The organism is Pseudomonas sp. LB3P81 (assembly GCF_054897965.1).
Map to the genome: position 1 here is coordinate 4,647,960 of NZ_JBUBVG010000001.1, position 19,233 is coordinate 4,667,192.

16 protein-coding genes and 1 pseudogene are annotated in these 19,233 nt (G+C 59.6%); 10 read left to right on the forward strand and 7 right to left on the reverse strand.

All coding sequences use genetic code 11. The features are described from left to right. Positions 1 to 767: 767 nt before the first annotated feature. The 3 genes and pseudogenes from rsxB to metG all read right to left on the reverse strand — a co-directional run. Positions 768 to 1,142: pseudogene (gene rsxB, locus ACYZTL_RS21580) on the reverse strand (electron transport complex subunit RsxB); the annotation flags it as partial. Positions 1,143 to 1,159: 17 nt separating this feature from the next. After that, positions 1,160 to 1,729, reverse strand: a complete 570-nt coding sequence (locus ACYZTL_RS21585) for an Rnf-Nqr domain containing protein (protein WP_461953438.1) — start codon at positions 1,727 to 1,729, stop codon at positions 1,160 to 1,162. Positions 1,730 to 1,945: 216 nt separating this feature from the next. After that, the gene (gene metG / locus ACYZTL_RS21590) at positions 1,946 to 3,997 is read right to left on the reverse strand and encodes a methionine--tRNA ligase (RefSeq protein ID WP_461953439.1); all 2,052 of its coding nucleotides are present in this window, start codon (positions 3,995 to 3,997) and stop codon (positions 1,946 to 1,948) included. A 332-nt stretch (positions 3,998 to 4,329) separates the two neighbouring features. On the opposite strand from metG, the gene apbC reads away from it, so the two are divergent. Further along, complete coding sequence (gene apbC / locus ACYZTL_RS21595; RefSeq protein ID WP_461953440.1) at positions 4,330 to 5,424, forward strand: iron-sulfur cluster carrier protein ApbC; 1,095 nt, start codon at positions 4,330 to 4,332, stop codon at positions 5,422 to 5,424. Positions 5,425 to 5,534: 110 nt separating this feature from the next. On the opposite strand, the gene ACYZTL_RS21600 is transcribed toward apbC, so the two are convergent. After that, positions 5,535 to 6,293, reverse strand: a complete 759-nt coding sequence (locus ACYZTL_RS21600) for an SDR family oxidoreductase (RefSeq protein WP_461953441.1) — start codon at positions 6,291 to 6,293, stop codon at positions 5,535 to 5,537. Positions 6,294 to 6,457: 164 nt separating this feature from the next. Here ACYZTL_RS21600 and ACYZTL_RS21605 point away from each other — a divergent pair, with 164 nt between their 5' ends. The 4 genes from ACYZTL_RS21605 to groL all read left to right on the forward strand — a co-directional run bounded on the left by ACYZTL_RS21605 (position 6,458) and on the right by groL (position 9,966). Next, positions 6,458 to 7,189: a HugZ family pyridoxamine 5'-phosphate oxidase gene (locus ACYZTL_RS21605; RefSeq protein ID WP_461953442.1), complete on the forward strand. Its 732-nt coding sequence runs from the start codon at positions 6,458 to 6,460 to the stop codon at positions 7,187 to 7,189. A 66-nt stretch (positions 7,190 to 7,255) separates the two neighbouring features. Beyond that, the gene (locus tag ACYZTL_RS21610) at positions 7,256 to 7,732 is read left to right on the forward strand and encodes an FxsA family protein (RefSeq protein WP_461953443.1); all 477 of its coding nucleotides are present in this window, start codon (positions 7,256 to 7,258) and stop codon (positions 7,730 to 7,732) included. Positions 7,733 to 7,979: 247 nt separating this feature from the next. Beyond that, positions 7,980 to 8,273, forward strand: a complete 294-nt coding sequence (locus tag ACYZTL_RS21615) for a co-chaperone GroES (RefSeq protein ID WP_007948593.1) — start codon at positions 7,980 to 7,982, stop codon at positions 8,271 to 8,273. Positions 8,274 to 8,322: 49 nt separating this feature from the next. Continuing rightward, a complete protein-coding gene (gene groL, locus ACYZTL_RS21620; RefSeq protein WP_027922861.1) occupies positions 8,323 to 9,966 on the forward strand; it encodes a chaperonin GroEL in 1,644 nt (547 codons plus the stop codon). Between the two features lie 134 nt (positions 9,967 to 10,100). On the opposite strand, the gene ACYZTL_RS21625 is transcribed toward groL, so the two are convergent. Further along, complete coding sequence (locus tag ACYZTL_RS21625) at positions 10,101 to 10,844, reverse strand: phosphatase PAP2 family protein (protein ID WP_461953444.1); 744 nt, start codon at positions 10,842 to 10,844, stop codon at positions 10,101 to 10,103. A 219-nt stretch (positions 10,845 to 11,063) separates the two neighbouring features. Here ACYZTL_RS21625 and colR point away from each other — a divergent pair, with 219 nt between their 5' ends. The 5 genes from colR to ACYZTL_RS21650 all read left to right on the forward strand — a co-directional run bounded on the left by colR (position 11,064) and on the right by ACYZTL_RS21650 (position 14,831). Continuing rightward, entirely contained in the window at positions 11,064 to 11,747 is a 684-nt protein-coding gene (colR, locus tag ACYZTL_RS21630) for a two-component system response regulator ColR (RefSeq protein WP_008032118.1), read from the forward strand. Continuing rightward, positions 11,737 to 13,017 carry a sensor histidine kinase gene (locus tag ACYZTL_RS21635; protein ID WP_461953445.1) on the forward strand — a complete coding sequence of 427 codons (1,281 nt, stop codon included), beginning with the start codon at positions 11,737 to 11,739 and terminating at the stop codon, positions 13,015 to 13,017. The genes colR and ACYZTL_RS21635 overlap by 11 nt, the downstream gene beginning before the upstream one ends. Positions 13,018 to 13,214: 197 nt before the next feature. Continuing rightward, the gene (locus ACYZTL_RS21640) at positions 13,215 to 13,883 is read left to right on the forward strand and encodes a class I SAM-dependent methyltransferase (RefSeq protein WP_461954352.1); all 669 of its coding nucleotides are present in this window, start codon (positions 13,215 to 13,217) and stop codon (positions 13,881 to 13,883) included. A gap of 4 nt (positions 13,884 to 13,887) precedes the next feature. Continuing rightward, positions 13,888 to 14,607 carry a lipopolysaccharide kinase InaA family protein gene (locus ACYZTL_RS21645; RefSeq protein WP_461953446.1) on the forward strand — a complete coding sequence of 240 codons (720 nt, stop codon included), beginning with the start codon at positions 13,888 to 13,890 and terminating at the stop codon, positions 14,605 to 14,607. Beyond that, on the forward strand, positions 14,604 to 14,831 hold the full coding sequence (locus tag ACYZTL_RS21650; RefSeq protein WP_253431340.1) for a hypothetical protein: 228 nt from the start codon (positions 14,604 to 14,606) through the stop codon (positions 14,829 to 14,831). The genes ACYZTL_RS21645 and ACYZTL_RS21650 overlap by 4 nt, the downstream gene beginning before the upstream one ends. Positions 14,832 to 14,941: 110 nt before the next feature. On the opposite strand, the gene ACYZTL_RS21655 is transcribed toward ACYZTL_RS21650, so the two are convergent. Next, entirely contained in the window at positions 14,942 to 17,980 is a 3,039-nt protein-coding gene (locus ACYZTL_RS21655; protein WP_461953447.1) for a multidrug efflux RND transporter permease subunit, read from the reverse strand. A gap of 13 nt (positions 17,981 to 17,993) precedes the next feature. Next, positions 17,994 to 19,142, reverse strand: a complete 1,149-nt coding sequence (locus tag ACYZTL_RS21660) for an efflux RND transporter periplasmic adaptor subunit (protein ID WP_461953448.1) — start codon at positions 19,140 to 19,142, stop codon at positions 17,994 to 17,996. Between the last annotated feature and the right edge of the window lie 91 nt (positions 19,143 to 19,233).

Sequence of the window (19,233 nt, forward strand, 5' to 3'; positions counted from 1 at the left end):
CGCGCCTTGTCCATTAACTCGGCGGGGGTGTCGGTGCGCCGTTCGAGTTTGCTGACGTCGGCACGAGCGTAGGCCAATTCGGTTTTCAACTGGCGAAGCTGGCTGTCGATGGGGCGTTTTTCAACGCGCGCCAGGTCAGGTAAAGGTTGTTCGCTCGCAGCCTCGGCGACGTGGAGGGCTTTTTCGGCGTCGCCGAGTGCGCGTTCCAAGGCTTCGATCTGCTCGGCTGGCGCTTCGCTGGTTTGGGCTTTCTTGAGTTCGGCGCGGCGCATGGCTAACTGGATTTTCGCCCGTTTCAACTCGGCGTCCTTCACTGGAGCAGTGGGCGCAGCGGCGGGCGGTGCGCTGCTTTCCAACTGCGCCAAAGCTTGTTCGGCCGCTTCGAACTGCTGTTGCAGGACAATCAGTTGCGATTGCTGTTCGAAAGTCGGCGGATGCCCGAACGCCTTGAGCGACTTGTTCAGTTGCGCCCGGCTCATTGCCAGATCGACCTTGGCTTTCTTCAGCGCTGCATCGGCATTAGCTGCTTTTTGCGCGCGGACCCTTTCCAGCGCGGCCTGAACCGGGTCGAGCGTCGTCACTTCAGTGTGCTGCACCGCGCGATGTGCCCGGGCCTGACGCTCGGCGAGTTTCTGTTCTTCCTCACGGCGCAAGCGCGCATTGCGCTGTTCAAAACGGCGCCGTGCGTGATTGCGTTTGGCGGCACGGGCTTGTTGTTCTTCAGGGCTGAACGCCAGGCCTCCGACAATCGGTAATACGGTGGCCAGCGGCAACGGCCGCATCTCGATGCAATCCACCGGGCAGGGCGCCACACAGAGGTCGCAACCGGTGCATTCGTCGATGATCACCGTGTGCATCAATTTCGCCGCGCCGACGATGGCGTCTACCGGACAGGCCTGAATGCATTTGGTGCAGCCGATGCACTCGGCCTCGCGGATGTAGGCAAGTTGCGCCGGGGCCGAACCGCGGCTGACATCCAGTTCCAGCACCGGCACTTTCAGCAAATCGGCCAGTGCCGAGATGGTTTCGCTGCCACCGGGCGGGCACTTGTTGATCGGCTCGCCGCTTGCGATGCCCTCGGCGTACGGCTTGCATCCGGGGTGGCCACACTTGCCGCACTGGGTCTGCGGCAAAAGGGCGTCGATGAGTTGAATCAGACTCATGTTTTGATCAGTCCGCTGAATCCGAGAAAAACCACTGCGATCAGTCCGGCGCCGATCAGGTCGATCGGCAGGCCGCGAAAGGGCAGGGGAACATCGTTGTCGAGGGTGCGCTGGCGCAAGTCGCAGAACAGACTCAGCACCAGCCAGAAGCCCAGCCCGCCGCCGAGGCTCAGGGCTGTGGCGTGGAAAAATCCCTTGTCGTCCCGCACATTGATCAGCGCCAGCCCCAGGACGCCGGCATTGCCGAGAAGCAATGGCCAGAGACCTTCGAACGAAAGCGTTGAAAATAGCTTCGGCAGCAGTGTCAGCAGCGGCGCGATCAGCAAAACGCTCAGTGGTAAAAACACGAACAAACCCAACGAACTCAAGCCCAGCGGCACCAGCAGCCAGTGGTAGAGGGCATGACCGAGCATGCCGACGATCAGCATCAGGCACGTCGTCGCGATGCCCAGCGCATGCACCTGACGGCGCTCGGCGCTCAGTAGCGGATCGACGCCCAGCGGCCAGTGCAACACGAAGTTGTTGATCAGGGCAGCGCTGATAAGCGTAAGAACAATCTCGGTCATGATCGTCAGTATCCACACATTATTGCTGGTTGCTGGATAACTCTGTAGGAGCTGCCGCAGGCTGCGATCTTTTGATCTTGCGTTTTTAAGATCAAAAGATCGCAGCCTGCGGCAGCTCCTACAAGGTGAAGCCCGACTTCAGAGACATTATGGGCCAGACATGAAAATCCCACAGTCGCGCCGGGCACGACTGTGGGATCGGTTTACCGCAGAACCTTACTTGATGCGCTGACCCGGCTTGGCACCGCTGTCGGGGCTGAGCAGGTAGATTTCTTCACCGCCAGGGCCGGCAGCCATCACCATGCCTTCGGAGATACCGAACTTCATTTTCCGTGGCTTGAGGTTGGCGATCATCATGGTCAGGCGACCATCGAGCTTGGACGGATCCGGATAAGCGCTCTTGATTCCGGAAAACACGTTGCGTTGCTCATCACCGATGTCGAGGGTCAGGCGCAGCAGTTTGTCAGCACCTTCCACGGCTTCGGCCTTGAGGATCAGCGCGACGCGCAGGTCGACTGCGGCAAACGTATCGAACTCGATCTCCGGCGACAGTGGATCCTTGGCCAGTTCGCCGTTGCCGGCAGGTGCCGCTTCGCCGGTGTCGGTCTGGCTGGCGGTCAGGTCTTCTTTCGAAGCGTCGGTCATGGCTTGCACTTTCACCGGGTCGATACGGGTCATCAGCGGTTTGAACTCGTTCAACTGGTGGTTGCTGAGCAAGGTCGCGTGGTCGTCCCAGGTCAGCGGCGCGACGTTCAGGAACGCCTCGGCATCGGCGGCCAGCAACGGAAGCACAGGCTTGAGGAAAATCACCAACTGGCGGAACAGGTTGATGCCCAGGGCGCAGATGGCCTGGACTTCGTCGTGCTTGCCTTCCTGTTTGTTCAGCGACCACGGCGCCTTGTCGGCGATCCAGGCGTTGGCGCGGTCGGCCAGGCCCATGATCTCGCGCATGGCACGGGCAAAGTCGCGAGCCTCGTAGGCCTCGGCGATGCTTGGTGCTGCGGCGAGGAAGGCTTCGGTCAGTTCCGGCGCGGCGTTACCCGCCACCAGCACACCGGCATTGCCTTTTTGGATGAAACCGGCACAACGGCTGGCGATGTTGACGACTTTGCCGACCAGGTCGGAGTTGACCTTCTGCACGAAGTCTTCGAGGTTCAGGTCGAGGTCATCGACGCCACGGCCCAGCTTGGCCGCGTAGTAGTAGCGCAGGTATTCCGGCGACAGGTGGTCGAGGTAGGTCCGGGCCTTGATGAAGGTGCCACGGGACTTGGACATTTTCTGGCCGTTGACGGTCAGGTAGCCGTGCACGTTGATGCCGGTCGGTTTACGGTAACCGGCGCCTTCGAGCATCGCTGGCCAGAACAGGGCGTGGAAGTTGACGATGTCCTTGCCGATGAAGTGGTACAGCTCGGCCGTGGAGTCCTTGCCCCAGAACGCATCGAAATCCAGCTCCGGCGTACGGTTGCACAGGTTCTTGAAGCTGGCCATGTAGCCGATCGGCGCGTCCAGCCAAACGTAGAAGTACTTGCCTGGCTCGCCTGGAATTTCGAAACCGAAGTACGGCGCATCGCGGGAGATGTCCCACTGTTGTAGGCCGGCATCCAGCCATTCGGCGATCTTGTTGGCGACGGCGTCTTGCAGGGTGCCGCTGCGGGTCCAGGCTTGCAGCATTTCCTGGAAGTCCGGCAGCTTGAAGAAGAAGTGCTGGGAATCCTTGAGCACCGGGGTGGCGCCGGAGATCGCCGACTTCGGATCCTTCAGGTCGGTCGGTGCATAAGTTGCACCGCATTTTTCGCAGTTGTCGCCGTACTGGTCTTCGGTGCCGCATTTCGGGCAGGTGCCCTTGATGAAGCGGTCGGCCAGGAACATTTTCTTTTCCGGGTCGAAATACTGAGTGATCGAGCGCTGGGCGATGTGCCCGGCGTCGCGCAGCTTCAGGTAGATCTGGCTCGACAGCTCACGGTTTTCTTCGGCGTGAGTGGAGTGGAAGTTGTCGAAGTCCACCAGGAACTCGGCAAAGTCGGCGCTGTGTTCAGCCTGGACGTTGGCGATCAGTTGTTCCGGGGTGATGCCTTCCTTTTCCGCGCGCAGCATGATGGCCGAACCGTGGGCGTCGTCGGCGCAGACATAAATGCATTGATTGCCGCGATGCTTCTGGAAACGCACCCACATATCGGTCTGGATGTATTCCAGCATGTGGCCAAGATGGATCGAACCATTGGCATAGGGCAGGGCGCTGGTGACGAGGATCTTGCGTGGCTCGGACATGGGGCTCGGCTACTTGATGAAACGGAGGTCGGCCACTATAAAGCGCCGGCGCATATTTTTCACCCCGTGTGCCTGTTTCCGGATGCATCGCCTGCCAAAACTGTGGCGAGGGAGCTTGCTCCCGCTGGGTGGCGAAGCCACCCCAAACCCTACAACCCGGTTCCGACAGAAGGAACGTGTCAGCTTGATTACGACTGCTGCGCAGTCGAGCGGGAGCAAGCTCCCTCGCCACAGGGATGTGTTTGCCACAAATCATCGGCGGGCATGCCGTCTATGACGTAGAACGGTTAGGATACCCGCCTGATTTTCCAGTCTTGCTATCGGAGTTGCCCATGAGCGCCGTCAATCGCGCAGCGGTGGAAGCCGTCCTTCGCCAGTACACCGACCCTTACCTGAACCAGGACCCGGTCAGCGCCGGGTGCGTGCGCAACATCGACATCCAGGGTGATCGCGTCAGCGTCCAGCTGGAGTTGGGTTACGCCGCCGGCCTGTTCAAAAGTGGCTGGGCGCAGATGCTGCAAATGGCCATCGAAGGCCTCGACGGCGTTACCGGCGCCCGTGTTGATATCACCAGTGTGATCGCCGCGCACAAGGCGCAGGCACAGATTCCGGGGCTGGCCAACGTCAAGAACGTCGTGGCCGTGGCGTCCGGCAAGGGGGGCGTGGGCAAATCCACCACCGCCGCCAACCTCGCGTTGGCCCTGGCCCGCGAAGGCGCCAAGGTCGGGATCCTTGACGCGGACATCTACGGTCCGAGTCAGGGCATCATGTTCGGCATTCCTGAAGGCACCCGACCAAAGGTCAAGGATCAGAAGTGGTTCGTGCCGATCGAGTCCCATGGCGTCGAAGTGATGTCCATGGCATTCCTGACCGACGACAACACCCCGATGGTCTGGCGCGGGCCGATGGTCTCCGGCGCGTTGCTGCAACTGGTGACACAAACGGCGTGGGGCGATCTGGATTACCTGGTCATCGACATGCCGCCAGGCACCGGCGACATCCAGCTGACCCTGGCGCAGAAAGTCCCGGTGGCCGGTGCCGTCATCGTCACCACTCCGCAAGACCTGGCGTTGCTGGACGCGCGCAAAGGCGTGGAGATGTTCCGCAAGGTCAACATCCCGGTACTGGGCGTGGTGGAAAACATGGCCGTGCACATCTGCTCGAACTGCGGGCATGCCGAGCATCTGTTCGGTGAGGGCGGTGGCGTGAAGCTGGCCAATCAATACGGCGTCGAACTGCTGGCGTCGTTGCCACTGTCGATGGTCATTCGCGAGCAGGCCGATGGCGGCAAGCCAACGGTGATCGCCGAGCCGGACAGCCAGATTGCGATGGTGTATCAGGAACTCGCCCGCCACGTCGGCGCGCGAATCGTGTTGCAGGAAGCGGTATCGCCGGCGATGCCAAACATCACCATCAGCGACGATTGATTCTATGAAAAAAGATCGCAGCCTCGCTTCGCTCGACAGCTCCTACAGGTGTAAGCCAATCCATGTAGGAGCTGTCGAGCGAAGCGAGGCTGCGATCTTGTGATCTTGCTTTAGATCCGCAACCCGCCATCCATTTCCAGAATCCGACCGGTGTAGTAGTCATTCTCGAAAATGTACGCCGCCGAAAGGGCGATCTCTTCCGGTTTGCCCATGCGCTTGAGCGGAATCACGGACGTTATCTTGTCCAGCGCTTCAGGCTTCATGCCCAACGTCATCTCGGTTTCGATAAAACCGGGCGCAATACCCGCCACGCGAATGCCATAGCGCGCCAGTTCCTTCGCCCAGGTCACGGTCGCCGCCGCGACACCGGCCTTGGCGGCGGAGTAGTTGGTCTGACCGACGTTGCCGGCACGGGAGATCGACGAGATATTGATGATCGCGCCGCTGGTGTTCAGTTCGACCATTTTCGCCGCGACTTCACGGGTGCACAGGAACACGCCGGTCAGGTTGACGTCGATCACCGCCTGCCATTGAGCCAGGCTCATCTTGGTGATTTCACCGTCCTTGACCTTGAGTAGCAGGCCGTCGCGCAGGATCCCGGCGTTATTGATCAGGCCATGAATCGCGCCGAAATCCTCGGCCACCTGGGCAACCATGTGCGTCACTTGCTCTTCATCGGCGACGTTACACAGGTAGGCGCGAGCCTCGACACCCTTGGCCTTGCACGCGGCAACGGCGTCGTCGAGCTTTTCCTGATTCAGGTCAACCAACGCAAGCTTCGCGCCTTTGTCGGCGAAATACTCGGCCATCGAACGGCCTAAGCCTTGGCAACCGCCGGTGATAATGATTACTTTGTCAGTGATTTTCATTCATATGCCCCGGTAATAGGTTGGAGTGGTCTTCCTTCAAGCGAATCTCTCGATCTGCACCGAATGTGGCCTGGTTGCACACGAGAACTGCCCCAATGGCGGGCTGGAACTTTCACCAGTCGCCTGTCCGTTTTTTAGACGAATTCTATAAAAGGAGTCATAAATTGAGCGCTGAAGCGGCCAAGAATGCACGAGAATTGCTTCTCAAGGAATACCGTGGAGTGCTTTCGACGCATTCCAAGGCGATGCCCGGTTTCCCGTTTGGCTCCGTGGTCCCGTATTGCCTGGACGGGCAGGGCCGGCCGCTGATCCTGATCAGCCGCATCGCCCAGCACACCCATAACCTGCAAAAAGACCCGAAATGCTCACTGTTTGTGGGTGAGCGCGAGGCTGAAGACGTGCAAGCCGTTGGTCGCCTGACCTACCTCGCCGAAGCAGAAAAGCTCGAGGACGAGGCCGCTATCGAAGCGGCAGCCGAGCGCTACTACCGCTATTTCCCGGACTCGCAGAGCTACCACAAGGCCCACGATTTCGATTTCTGGGTGCTCAAGTCAGTGCGTCACCGTTACATCGGTGGCTTCGGCGCGATTCACTGGGTCGATCAGCTGACACTGGCCAATCCCTTCGCGGGCAAGGCGGAAGTGAGCATGGTCGAGCACATGAATGCCGATCACGCCAAAGCCATCGCCCACTATGTCGAACTCGCCGGCCTGCCGAAAACCGAGCCAGCGCAATTGGCCGGGATCGACACTGAAGGCATGCACCTGCGCATCGGTCAGGGACTCTACTGGCTACCGTTTCAAGCGCCATGTAATACGCCGACACAAGTCCGCGAAGCCTTGGTTTTCCTGGCTCACGCCGAGCATTGGCCGAAAAATGAAGTGGCTGACGCTTGAATTCACGCAATGGCGACGTCATTTAGGGAAGACTGGCAAGGCATTCTTGCGTTGAGGAACCATTTGATGCGCCCTTTTTTATTGCTCTTTGTACTGTTTCCGGTGTTGGAGCTGTTCGTATTCGTCAAGGTGAGCGGGGCGATCGGGTTTTTCCCGGCCCTGCTGCTGGTCATTCTCGGCTCGATGCTCGGCGTGTTCGTGCTGCGTATCGCCGGCCTGGCCACTGCGTTGCGTGCGCGTGAAAGCCTGAACCGCGGCGAGCAGCCAGCCCAGACCATGCTCGAAGGCCTGATGCTGGCTCTGGCCGGTGGTCTGTTGATCCTGCCGGGCTTCGTCACTGACGTGCTGGGTCTGATCATGTTGCTGCCGATCTCCCGTCGGTTGCTGGCCAATAAAATGCGCCAGCGCGCCGAAGAGGCGGCAATCCGTCAGCGTGCGTTCGCCGATGATCTTCAGCCACGTGGTGGTCCTGTTCCCCGCGAGCCGCTGGGCCGTGAGCCCGACGTGATCGAAGGCGAGTTCGAACACCGGGATACCAAGTAAATCGTTCCACCTGCACGGCACCTTCGGGTGCCGTGTTCGTTTTCGGGGCATTGATGTAAAAAATTTCGATCCCCGCCCTTGTAATAAGCTTATGCGCCCTTATGTAACGGTCACCGCAAGGTTTCTGGCGATCACGCCAGACAGACTTCCGCGGTTCGCTCGACGAACCGCACCCGGCACCGCCGGATTTGTTAAACCCGCCGGGACTACACCGGCCGATGAAAACCACAATTAGGAGAGATCGACAATGAAGCTTCGTCCTCTGCATGACCGCGTCGTCGTCCGTCGCAGCGAAGAAGAAAAGAAAACCGCTGGCGGTATCGTCCTGCCAGGTTCGGCTGCTGAAAAGCCAAACCAGGGCGAAGTTCTCGCCGTAGGCCCAGGCAAAGTTCTGGACAACGGTGAAGTGCGTGCGCTGTCCGTGAAAGTGGGTGACAAGGTTGTGTTCGGCCCTTACTCCGGCAGCAACACCGTGAAAGTTGACGGCGAAGACCTGCTGGTTATCGGCGAGAGTGAAATCCTCGCTGTTGTCGAAGGCTGATTCCCCGCTCATTTTCCCGTTACTACAAAGTATTTAAGGAATATCGATCATGGCTGCTAAAGAAGTTAAATTCGGCGATTCCGCCCGCAAGAAAATGCTCGCCGGTGTCAACGTCCTGGCTGACGCGGTAAAAGCGACCCTGGGCCCTAAAGGCCGTAACGTGATCATCGAGAAGAGCTTCGGCGCTCCGACCATCACCAAGGACGGCGTGTCCGTTGCCAAAGAAATCGAGCTGAAAGACCGCTTCGAAAACATGGGCGCGCAGCTGGTCAAAGACGTTGCCTCCCGTGCCAACGATGACGCAGGCGACGGCACCACCACCGCTACCGTTCTGGCTCAGTCGATCGTCAACGAAGGCCTGAAAGCCGTCGCTGCCGGCATGAACCCGATGGACCTCAAGCGCGGTATCGACAAAGCGACCATCGCGATCGTCAAAGAGCTGAAAGCCCTGTCCAAGCCTTGCGCTGACACCAAGGCCATCGCTCAGGTCGGCACCATCTCGGCCAACTCCGACAACTCCATCGGCGACATCATTGCCGAAGCCATGGAAAAAGTCGGTAAAGAAGGCGTGATCACCGTTGAAGAAGGCTCGGGCCTGGAAAACGAACTGTCGGTTGTTGAAGGCATGCAGTTCGACCGTGGCTACCTGTCCCCGTACTTCGTCAACAAGCCAGAGACCATGACTGCCGAGCTCGACGGTCCGCTGATCCTGCTGGTCGACAAAAAGATCTCGAACATCCGCGAAATGCTGCCAGTGCTGGAAGCCGTTGCCAAAGCCGGCCGTCCACTGCTGATCGTGGCCGAAGACGTTGAAGGCGAAGCCCTGGCGACTCTGGTTGTGAACAACATGCGTGGCATCGTTAAAGTCGCAGCCGTCAAGGCTCCAGGCTTCGGCGACCGTCGCAAGGCCATGCTGCAGGACATCGCTGTCCTGACTGGCGGTACCGTTATCTCCGAAGAGATCGGTCTGAGCCTGGAAAGCACTACCCTGGAACACCTGGGTAATGCCAAGCGCGTGATCCTGTCCAAAGAAAACACCACCGTGATCGACGGTGCCGGCGTTGAGGCTGACATCCAGGCTCGCGTTCTGCAGATCCGTCAGCAAGTGGCCGACACTTCGTCCGACTACGACCGTGAAAAACTGCAAGAGCGTCTGGCCAAGCTGTCCGGCGGCGTTGCAGTGATCAAGGTTGGCGCTGGTTCCGAAGTTGAAATGAAAGAGAAGAAAGCCCGCGTTGAAGACGCCCTGCACGCTACCCGTGCAGCCGTTGAAGAAGGCGTGGTACCTGGCGGCGGCGTGGCACTGGTTCGCGCTCTGCAGGCAATCTCCGAGCTGAAAGGCGACAACGATGACCAGAACGTTGGCATCCAGTTGCTGCGTCGCGCTGTTGAAGCGCCACTGCGCCAGATCGTTGCCAACTCCGGCGACGAGCCAAGCGTAGTTGTCGACAAGGTCAAGCAGGGTTCGGGTAACTACGGTTACAACGCTGCCACCGGCGAATACGGCGACATGATCGAAATGGGTATCCTGGACCCGGCCAAAGTGACTCGTTCGGCTCTGCAAGCGGCTTCGTCGATTGCCAGCCTGATGATCACCACCGAAGCCATGATCGCCGAGATCAAGGACGACGCACCAGCTGGCGGCGGCATGCCAGACATGGGCGGTATGGGCGGCATGGGCGGCATGATGTAAGCCAGCCTTACCCCGTACAAAAAACCCCGCCTGCGAAAGCAGGCGGGGTTTTTTATTGCCTGGATTTACCCGATCGAGAGGCCGCATCGGTCAAATGTGGGAGCGGGCTTGCTCCCACATTTTTGATCTGTGTCTCAGGCGCTAACCGGTTCTGCTCTGGTTACTCGGTCAGCCTTCAACGCCGGTCGATACAGGATGTAGTAATACGACCCCAGACAAATCACCCAGCAGAAAATCGCCGTCCACACGTTGTGCGAGAAGAAGTGTGCCCCCTGCATCATCCGGCTCACGGAAAACACCGTGCCCAGCGCGAAGGCAAAGATAAAGGCTTTACGCGCCAGACGCGGACGCCGGTCCCGCAGCACAAAGAACAACGCAAACAGCGTGAAACCGGTCGCGGCATGCCCGCCGGGCCAGCAACGGCCGGGTTTGTCGGTGGGTGGGCGCGGGCTGAGCAGTTCGCTGTAGGTTTCATGACCGCCGAATTGCTCCAGACTCCACGGGCATTGAACCGCCGTCACCGCTTTGACCGGCGTGACAAAGGATGTCGACAGTCCCAGGGACAGCACCAGGCAGCCCAGTTCCCGTTTGAACGGTTTGAGCCTGTCGATGAAAAAGGCACCGATGAAACCGAAGATGGCGAACACCGAGAAAGCGATGACTACTTGCTTGGCGCGGTCATGCAGGATGTTTTCGAGGAAGTAACTGTGGCGCCCGATGAAGTCCCCGGCCGCCGGGTCATAGAACAACCGGGCCAGGTCCATGTCCAGGGACGTCAGTTCGAGCAGCACCAGAATGATCGCCGCAACGGCGGGAACACCCAGGCACACCCAGAAATTGAGCGGGCGAGAGGCGGGGCGGGCAGGGGTCGAAACCATGGCAGTTCCTTGGTCGGTCAAATGTTCTTGAGAGCGCAGCCGCGCGGAGTGTGAGCCCGGTTGTGTCGCCTCTGTGTGAATCGATAGTGAAAAAGTCGTTAAGGACTCGACAAGTTTATTGGCAGAGTTTTCAACTGCACACAGTCCTAGCCCTGCGCCACGCCAGGCCTTAAGCTGCGCGGGCCAAGACGGCCGTTACTGTGTACGGAGGAGGTGCCCATGCGCATTCTGTTGGTTGAAGACAACCGCGATATCCTGGCCAATCTGGCCGATTACCTGGGGCTCAAGGGCTACACCGTGGATTGCGCGCAGGACGGTTTGTCAGGCCTGCACCTGGCGGCCACCGAGCACTACGATTTGATCGTGCTCGACATCATGTTGCCCGGCATCGACGGCTACACCCTGTGCAAACGCCTGCGTGAAGACGCCCGCCGCGACACGCCGGTGATCATGCTCACGGCCCGCGATCAACTGGACGACCGCCTGCAAGGCTTCAAGTCCGGCGCCGATGACTACCTGATCAAACCCTTTGCCCTGTCTGAACTGGCCGCGCGGATCGAAGCGGTGATGCGTCGGGCACAGGGCGGCGGTCGTCGCACCTTGCAGGTCGGCGACCTGAGCTACGACCTCGATACCCTGGAAGTCACCCGCGAAGGTCGCTTGCTGAAACTCAACCCGGTGGGCCTGAAGTTGCTGGCCGTGCTGATGCAGAAAAGCCCGCACGTCCTGCGCCGGGAAATTCTCGAAGAGGCCCTGTGGGGCGATGATTGCCCGGACAGCGACAGCCTGCGCAGCCACGTCCACCAATTGCGTCAGGTGATCGACAAACCGTTCGCCAAGCCTTTGCTGCAAACCGTGCACGGTGTGGGATATCGCTTGGCCGAGGGCCGTGATGGAGTTTAAACAGAGCCTCGCTCAACGGATCATCATCGCCTTTGCGCTGATGAGCGCACTGGTCGCCGGGGCTTTTGCCATGGGCATTGTCGCGACCGTGCACCTGGTGGAAGAAAAACTGATTTCGGCAGGCCTCGGCGGTGACTTGCAACGCCTGCTGCTGATGGACAGTGTCACGGACTGGAGTCACCGCCCCGAGCCGGACCAGCTGTTCTATTTCAGCGGTGGGCCGGGCGACTTCGAGTTGCCCAAGGATCTGCGCCATCTCGAACCGGGTTTCCACGAAGTGTTCCGGGAGCAGCTGTCCTATCACGCGATGGTCGAAGTCGTCGATGGCCGGCGATATGTGCTGCTGCAGGACCAGAGTGATTTCGAAGAGCGCGAGCGGGTGTTGTTCGCCGTGGTGCTGGTGGGTTTCGTCCTGAGTCTGGCGTTGGCGGTATTCCTCGGCTGGATCCTGGCGCGCAAAGTGATGGCGCCCGTGGTGCGGCTGGCTCGTCAGGTACGCCACCGCGACCAGTTGCTGGGGCTGGCGCCACCGCTGGCACCGGACTATGCCGCCGATGAAGTGGGCGAACTGGCCGTGGCCTTCGACGCCACCCTTGGGCGCCTGCGCCAGGCATTGACCCGGGAGCGCTTGTTCACCAGTGACGTCAGTCACGAATTGCGCACCCCGTTGATGGTACTGGCCAGTTCCTGTGAACTGCTGCTGGAAAACCCCGGCATCGACCAGCGCGGACGGGCTCAGGTCGAGCGAATCGCCCGTGCCTGCGAAGAGATGCGTGAACTGGTGCAAACCTTTCTGATGCTGGCCCGGGCCCAGCGTGAAGACGTCGGCGTGGCGCCGCAACAATCGCTGGCCCAGGTCGCCGACGCGCTGCTCAACCTGTGGCGCGAACCGATCGAGGCCAAAGGGTTGTCGCTGATGTTCGAACCGGGCAATCCGGCCAGCACCTGCTACAACGCCACCCTTCTGCATGCGGTCATGGGCAACCTGTTGCGCAATGCGCTGCATTACACCGAACGGGGCTTCATCCGCTTGACTCTGACGTCATCGGGTTTCATGGTCGAAGACAGTGGTGTGGGCATTCCCGAAGAGAAGCGCGAAGCGATGTTCGAGCCTTTCGTGCGGGGTAACGAGAAACGCGGCGAAGGCCTGGGGCTTGGTCTGTCGCTGGTGCAGCGGATCTGTGAAAACCAGGGATGGAGCGTCAGCCTGACCAACATGGACCCCCATGGCTGTCGTTTTCAGGTGGAGTTGGGTCAGCTGGATATTTGATTAGGCCCAAAAGATCGCAGCCTTCGGCAGCTCCTACGGCGATCTTATCCTTGGTGGCCCTCAGCCATCGTTGTCGCCCTGTAAAACCTCGAAATAGCTCGGGGTTTTACATGACGATTTTTTCACAAAGGCATGACCTGACGCTGACACGGCGCTACCTATCGTGGTTGTCATCAAACGCTCAGGAGTCCTTGATGATGGCCGGCCCGATCAAACTCGATTTTTCCGAAAAGTACGACGATCAACACGCTCAGAAATACCTGCGAAAACATAAGGACGGCCTCGGCCGTCGACTGTCCCATTGGCGTGACGAGCAACTGGTACGCAAGGCACTGACGTTGGCTGGCGAGCCCGGCCTGGTCATCGATTTACCCTGTGGTGCGGGACGTTTCTGGCCTTTGCTGGCGGAAAAATCCAACCGCGTGATTATCGGTGCAGACAACTCCGAATCCATGCTCAAGATCGCTCTGCAAGCGCAGCCCGCCGAAGTCGTGAAAAGGGTACAACCCTTGCACACTTCTGCATTCGACATCGCTTTGCCTGATAACGCCGTCGACAGCATTTTCTGCATGCGTTTGCTGCACCACATTGGTGAGGCCGAGCATCGACTGGCCATTCTGCGTGAGTTCGAGCGTGTCAGCCGTGACAGCGTGATCCTTTCGTTATGGGTCGACGGCAATTTCAAAGCCTGGAGACGTAAGCGGCTTGAAGAAAAACGTGGGCATGCAGGTTACCAAAATCGTTTTGTGTTACCGGCTGCTACGGTCGAAAAGGAATTTGAGCAGGCGGGGTTCCGTATTCAGGAACGACTGGACTTTATCCCGCTCTATGCCATGTGGCGGGTTTATGTATTACGCAAGAGGTAACAGGATGGCAGTGCAATACGCAGCAGATACGGATATCGCTTCCAAGGATCGCTTCGACTATTTCTGGAGCCAGCGCGGCGAATGGGTTGAAGAGCCCAACGTTCGTCGCGGTGGTGAAAGTGGCGTGCAACGCGTCAAGAGCAATGATGGACAGCTGTACTACGCCAAGCGTCAGACCGGGCATGTCTACCGCAGCTGGCTGCACCCGTTCGGTCGGCCGACGGTGCTGCGCGAACGGGACGCGCTCATCGGGTTGAGTCTGATCGGCGTGGGTGTTCCGGAAATCGTTTTCTGTGGTGCGCAACGCGATCCTGTTCACAAGTGGCGCGCATTGCTGGTGACCAAGGCACTGGACGGTTTCGAGGAAATCGAGCACTGGTACGCAGGTGGTGGTCGCGAGCGCCATGGTGAGGCGGTGCACGATCGTGTGCTGAAGGAGCTGGCCGATAACCTGGCGCGCATGCACAAGGGGCGGTGGCAGCACAGTTGCCTCTACATCAAGCACGTCTTCGTCCGGATTACCGGTGAGGGCGAGGCGGCGAAAGTCGACGTTGCGTTGATCGATCTGGAGAAATGCCGTCGGCGTTTGACCGCCCGTCTCGCCGCGTCCCATGACCTGAAGCAATTGCGTCGCCACTCGTCGTTCAGCACGACGGACTGGAAGAAACTCGTCTACCTTTATGAGATGGCGTTTGGCAGCGCTATCAAAGGTTTAAAGCAATGAAACTCGAAATTGCACGAGGTTTGTTCTTGATAGGAGCCTTGGCAGTTGCTTCACTGGCGGTGGCGGCTTGGGAGCAGCCCCGCACGCAAGTCCTCAGTTCAGTGAACGGGGACGCGCGTTGTCCGATGCCGCGGGTTGCCAAAGCAACCGTTGCAACCCAACCCGATCATGATTTACTGCTGTTCATGTTCGGACTTTCTCAAGGACTGAGGCCGCAGAGTTGACCAGATTGAAGCCCAAATAAAAGGCCTCGCAAATGCGAGGCCTTTTTTGTGCACGCTGACTCAAGTCTTGCACCAACCCCTTGTGGGAGCGGGCTTGCTCCCACAGGGGGTTATGTGTGTTCTTTAGGTTGGTCGGGTTTTGCCAACAGGGTGTACACGCACGGCAACACGAACAACGTAAACAGCGTCCCGATCGACATCCCCGTGGCGATCACCGTGCCGATGTCGAACCGGCTGACAGCGCCCGCCCCCGTGGCAATGATCAGCGGCACCATGCCGAACACCATTGCTGCGGTGGTCATCAACACCGGGCGCAGGCGTATAGCCGCTGCTTCCTCAACCGCCTCGCGCGGCGTCAGGCCTTTTTCCTTGCGCAGCTGGTTGGCGAATTCGACGATCAGGATCCCGTGCTTGCTGATCAGCCCGATCAGCGTCACCAGCCCGACCTGGGTGTAGATGTTCATGCTCGACCAGCCGAGGAACAGCGGGATCAACGCGCCACAGATCGACAGCGGCACCGTCACCAGAATCACCAGCGGATCGCGGAAACTTTCGAACTGAGCCGCCAGCACCAGGAAAATAATCGCCAGAGCCAGGGCAAACGTCACCCACAGCGCGCTGCCTTCCTGAACGTACTGCCGCGATGCCCCGGCATAGTCGACGGCAAATCCCACCGGCGCCTCTTCCCGGGCAATCTGACGCACAGCGTCGAGGGCTTCACCCATGCTCACCAGCGGAACCCCGGACAGGATCGCCGAGTTGAGTTGCTGGAACTGATTCAACTGCCGCGGGCGCGCCCGGTCGGACACGGTGATCAGGGTCGACAGGGCCAGCAGTTCTCCCTTGGTGTTTTTCACGTAATAGTTGTTCAGCCAGTCGGGGTTGTCCCGGAACGGCCGTTCGACCTGGGCAATCACTTTGTAGCTACGGCCTTCAATGGTGAAACGGTTGATTTCCGCCTCACCCAGCAACGTCGCCAGTGTTCCGCCGAGATCCTGCATCGACACACCCATCTGCGCGGCTTTGGCGCGATCGATATCCACCACGACTTCGGGCTTGTCGAACGCCAGGTCGACGTCGACGAAGGCGAACTTGCCGGACTCCATCGCGCGTTTTTTCACCCGGTCCATCACTTGCAGCAGCGACTCGTAATCGTTGGCAGTATTGACGACGAATTGAAACGGCAGCCCCTCGCCAGTACCCGGCAGGGAAGGCAGGTTGAAGCCGAAAATCTGCAACCCTGGAATGCTTTCCAGTTTGCTCTGCACCTCGGGCAGGATCTGCATTTGCGTGCGGTCGCGGTCGTTCCATGGTTTCAGCAGAAAGCCGCCGATCCCCGATTGCACGCCGTTGAAACCGTTGATCTGGAACGAGGAATAGTACTCGGGAAACGCCTTGAAAATGGTGACGAACTCGTCGGTATAGGTGTTCAGGTAATCCAGGTTGGTCGGCTGCGGGGCGTTGGCCAGCATGAAAATGATGCCCTGATCCTCGTCCGGTGCCAGCTCCGATTTGGTGAAGATGAGCAACACCGGAATCAGGCACAGCACGATCACCGCGAACACCAGCACCACCGGGCGCGTGTTGAGTGTGCCGTGCAGCATGCGCTGGTAGCGGCGCTTGAGGCCTTCGAAAATCAGGTCCAGACGATGGGCCAGGCCGCTGGGGTTTTCGTCGTGGCGCAGCAAAAAGGCGCACATCATCGGTGACAGGGTCAGGGCGACGATGCCGGAGATCACCACCGCCCCGGCCAGAGTCAGGGCGAACTCCTTGAACAGCGCCCCCGTGAGGCCGGTGAGGAAACCGATCGGCGCATAGACCGCCGCCAGAGTGATGGTCATCGAGACCACCGGCATGGCGATTTCCCGGGCGCCCTCGATGGCCGCGTCCAGTGGCGTCTTGCCTTCTTCAATGTGACGGTGAATGTTTTCCACCACCACGATGGCGTCGTCCACCACCAGGCCGATGGCCAACACCATCGCCAGCAGGGTCAACAGGTTGATCGAGTAGCCCATCATCTGCATGAAGAACATCACACCGATCATCGACAGCGGAATCGTCACCACCGGGATCACTACCGAGCGCAGCGCCCCGAGGAACAGGAACACCACCACAATCACGATGAGCACCGCTTCAAACAGGGTTTTCACCACTTCGTCGATCGAGGCCTGAATGAACAACGTGGCGTCGTAGGCAATTTCACCCTTGAGGTTCGGCGGTAGCTGGGCTTCCAGGTCCGGCATGATTTTGCGCACTTCCTTGATCACGTCCAGCGGGTTGGCGCCGGGCGTGGCCTTGATGCCGATGTACACCGAGGGCGTGCCACCGAAGGAGCTGATGGTGTCGTAGTTCTCCGCGCCCATTTCAACCCGCGCGACATCGCTGAGCAGCACGCGGCTGTCGCCATCGACCTTGAGTGGAATCGCGGCGAAGGCTTCGGCGGATTTGAGCTCGGTGTTGGCGTTGATACTGGTGACCACGTACTCGCCTTTCACTTCGCCAGCGGCGGAAAGGAAGTTGTACTTGCGCACGGCATCGGTCACGTCGCTGGCGCTCAGGCCGAAACCGGCGAGCTTCATCGGGTCGAGCCACAGGCGCATGGCGAACACCTGGTTGCCGAGAATCTCGGCTTCGGCCATGCCCGGCAGGGTCGCCAGTTTGGGCTGAATCACCCGCGACAGGTAGTCGGTGATCTGCGGGTTGCTCAGTTCCTTGCTGAAGAAACTGATGTACATCAGCGCCGAGGCGTCGGCGGCTTCCTTGCTCAGTACCGGGTCTTCGGCATCCTGAGGCAGCTGGTTTTTCACCTCGTTGGCCTTGGCCAGCAGCTCGGTGAACAAGCGGTCGCTGTTGGAACCGATGCGCGCGTAGATCGAGATCACCGAGAAGTTCTGGCGACTGACCGAGGTCATGTAGTCGATGCCCTCGGCGCTCGCCAGGCTCTGTTGCATCGGTTGGGTGATGTAGCCCTGGATGGTTTCGGCGTTGGCCCCGGGGTACGCGGTGGTCACCGTGATCAGGGCGTTTTCCATTTGCGGATACTGGCGCAGCGGCAGCTTGCTCCAGGCCTGGAGGCCCAGCAGCACAATCAACAGGCTGACCACGGAGGCGAGCACCGGGCGGCGGATGAACGGGTCAGTAAAAGCCATGGGGATTCCTTGATCAGTCCGCGCCTGGCGGGCTGTTCTGCTCGGCTAAAGTCTTGTCGTCGCTGATCGCAATGTGCGCGCCGTTGTCCAGTTTGATCTGGCCGGCGGTGACCACTTTCTCGCCGTTCTGCACACCTTTGGTAATCATCACCACACCGTCGCGGCGTTCGCCGGTTTCGATGAAACGGCGTTCGGCGATCAGGATCGGCTCACCCTTGTCGTCTTTTTCCAGCTTGCCGTCTTCGGTTTTTTTCTGTGCGACGACGTACAGCGAGTTGCCGTACAGCGTGTACGTGATCGCGCTTTCCGGCACGACGATGCGCGGCTGCGGGTCGGGCAACATCACCTGCAGGCTGGCGAACATCCCCGGCAACAGTTTGCCGTCGGGGTTGGCCAGGGTCGCGCGGACCTGCATGTTGCGCGTGCTGTTCTCGAGTTTCGGATTGATCGCGCTGATGGTGCCGGGGAAGGTCTGCGCCGGGTAGGCCGCGACGATGATTTCAACCGGCTGGCCGATGGCGATCTTCGGCACCGACTGTTCGGGCACGAAAAAGTCGACGTAGAGACTGCTGAGGTCTTGCAGGGTGGCAATCATGGTGCCGCTGGCAAGATAGTCGCCAACGTCCACCTGACGAATGCCGATGGTCCCGCTGAAGGGCGCAACGATGCTTTTTTTGCCGAGCGCAGCCTTGAGTTGATTGACCGTGGCTTTACTCTTTTTCAGCACAGCCGAAAGTCGGTCGAATTCGCCTTTGGAAATGGCCTGGCTGCCCACCAGTTGGCTACCGCGACCGTAATCGAGCTGGGCCAGCCCGAGGTCGGCCTGGGCGGTTTCCAGCAAGGCACTTTCCACGGCGCTGTCGAGGCGCAGGAGGGGTTGACCGGCCTTGACCCTCTGCCCTGACTCGAACTGCAAATCGATGACGGTGCCGTCGGTCTCAAGGCTCAGATCCACGCCTTGCAGTGCCTTGAGCGTGCCGACAGTCGGCAGACGCGCCTGCCATGGCTGCTCGGTGGCAGTGGCCACGGCAACGCTTATCGGCGGTTTCGGCGCGGAGAAGCCTTGCATCATCGTGTAGATGGAGAAGGCTTTGTAACCGGCCAGGACCAGCACGATCAGCAGAACAACACCCAACATGATCAGCATGCGGCGACGCAGCATATTTCCAGTTCCTTGGAGAAAATCAGGTGAGACAGGCGGGCACATTACTCTGAGTGGAAGGGGTATTCCAACTGCCACTTTTTACAGGCGA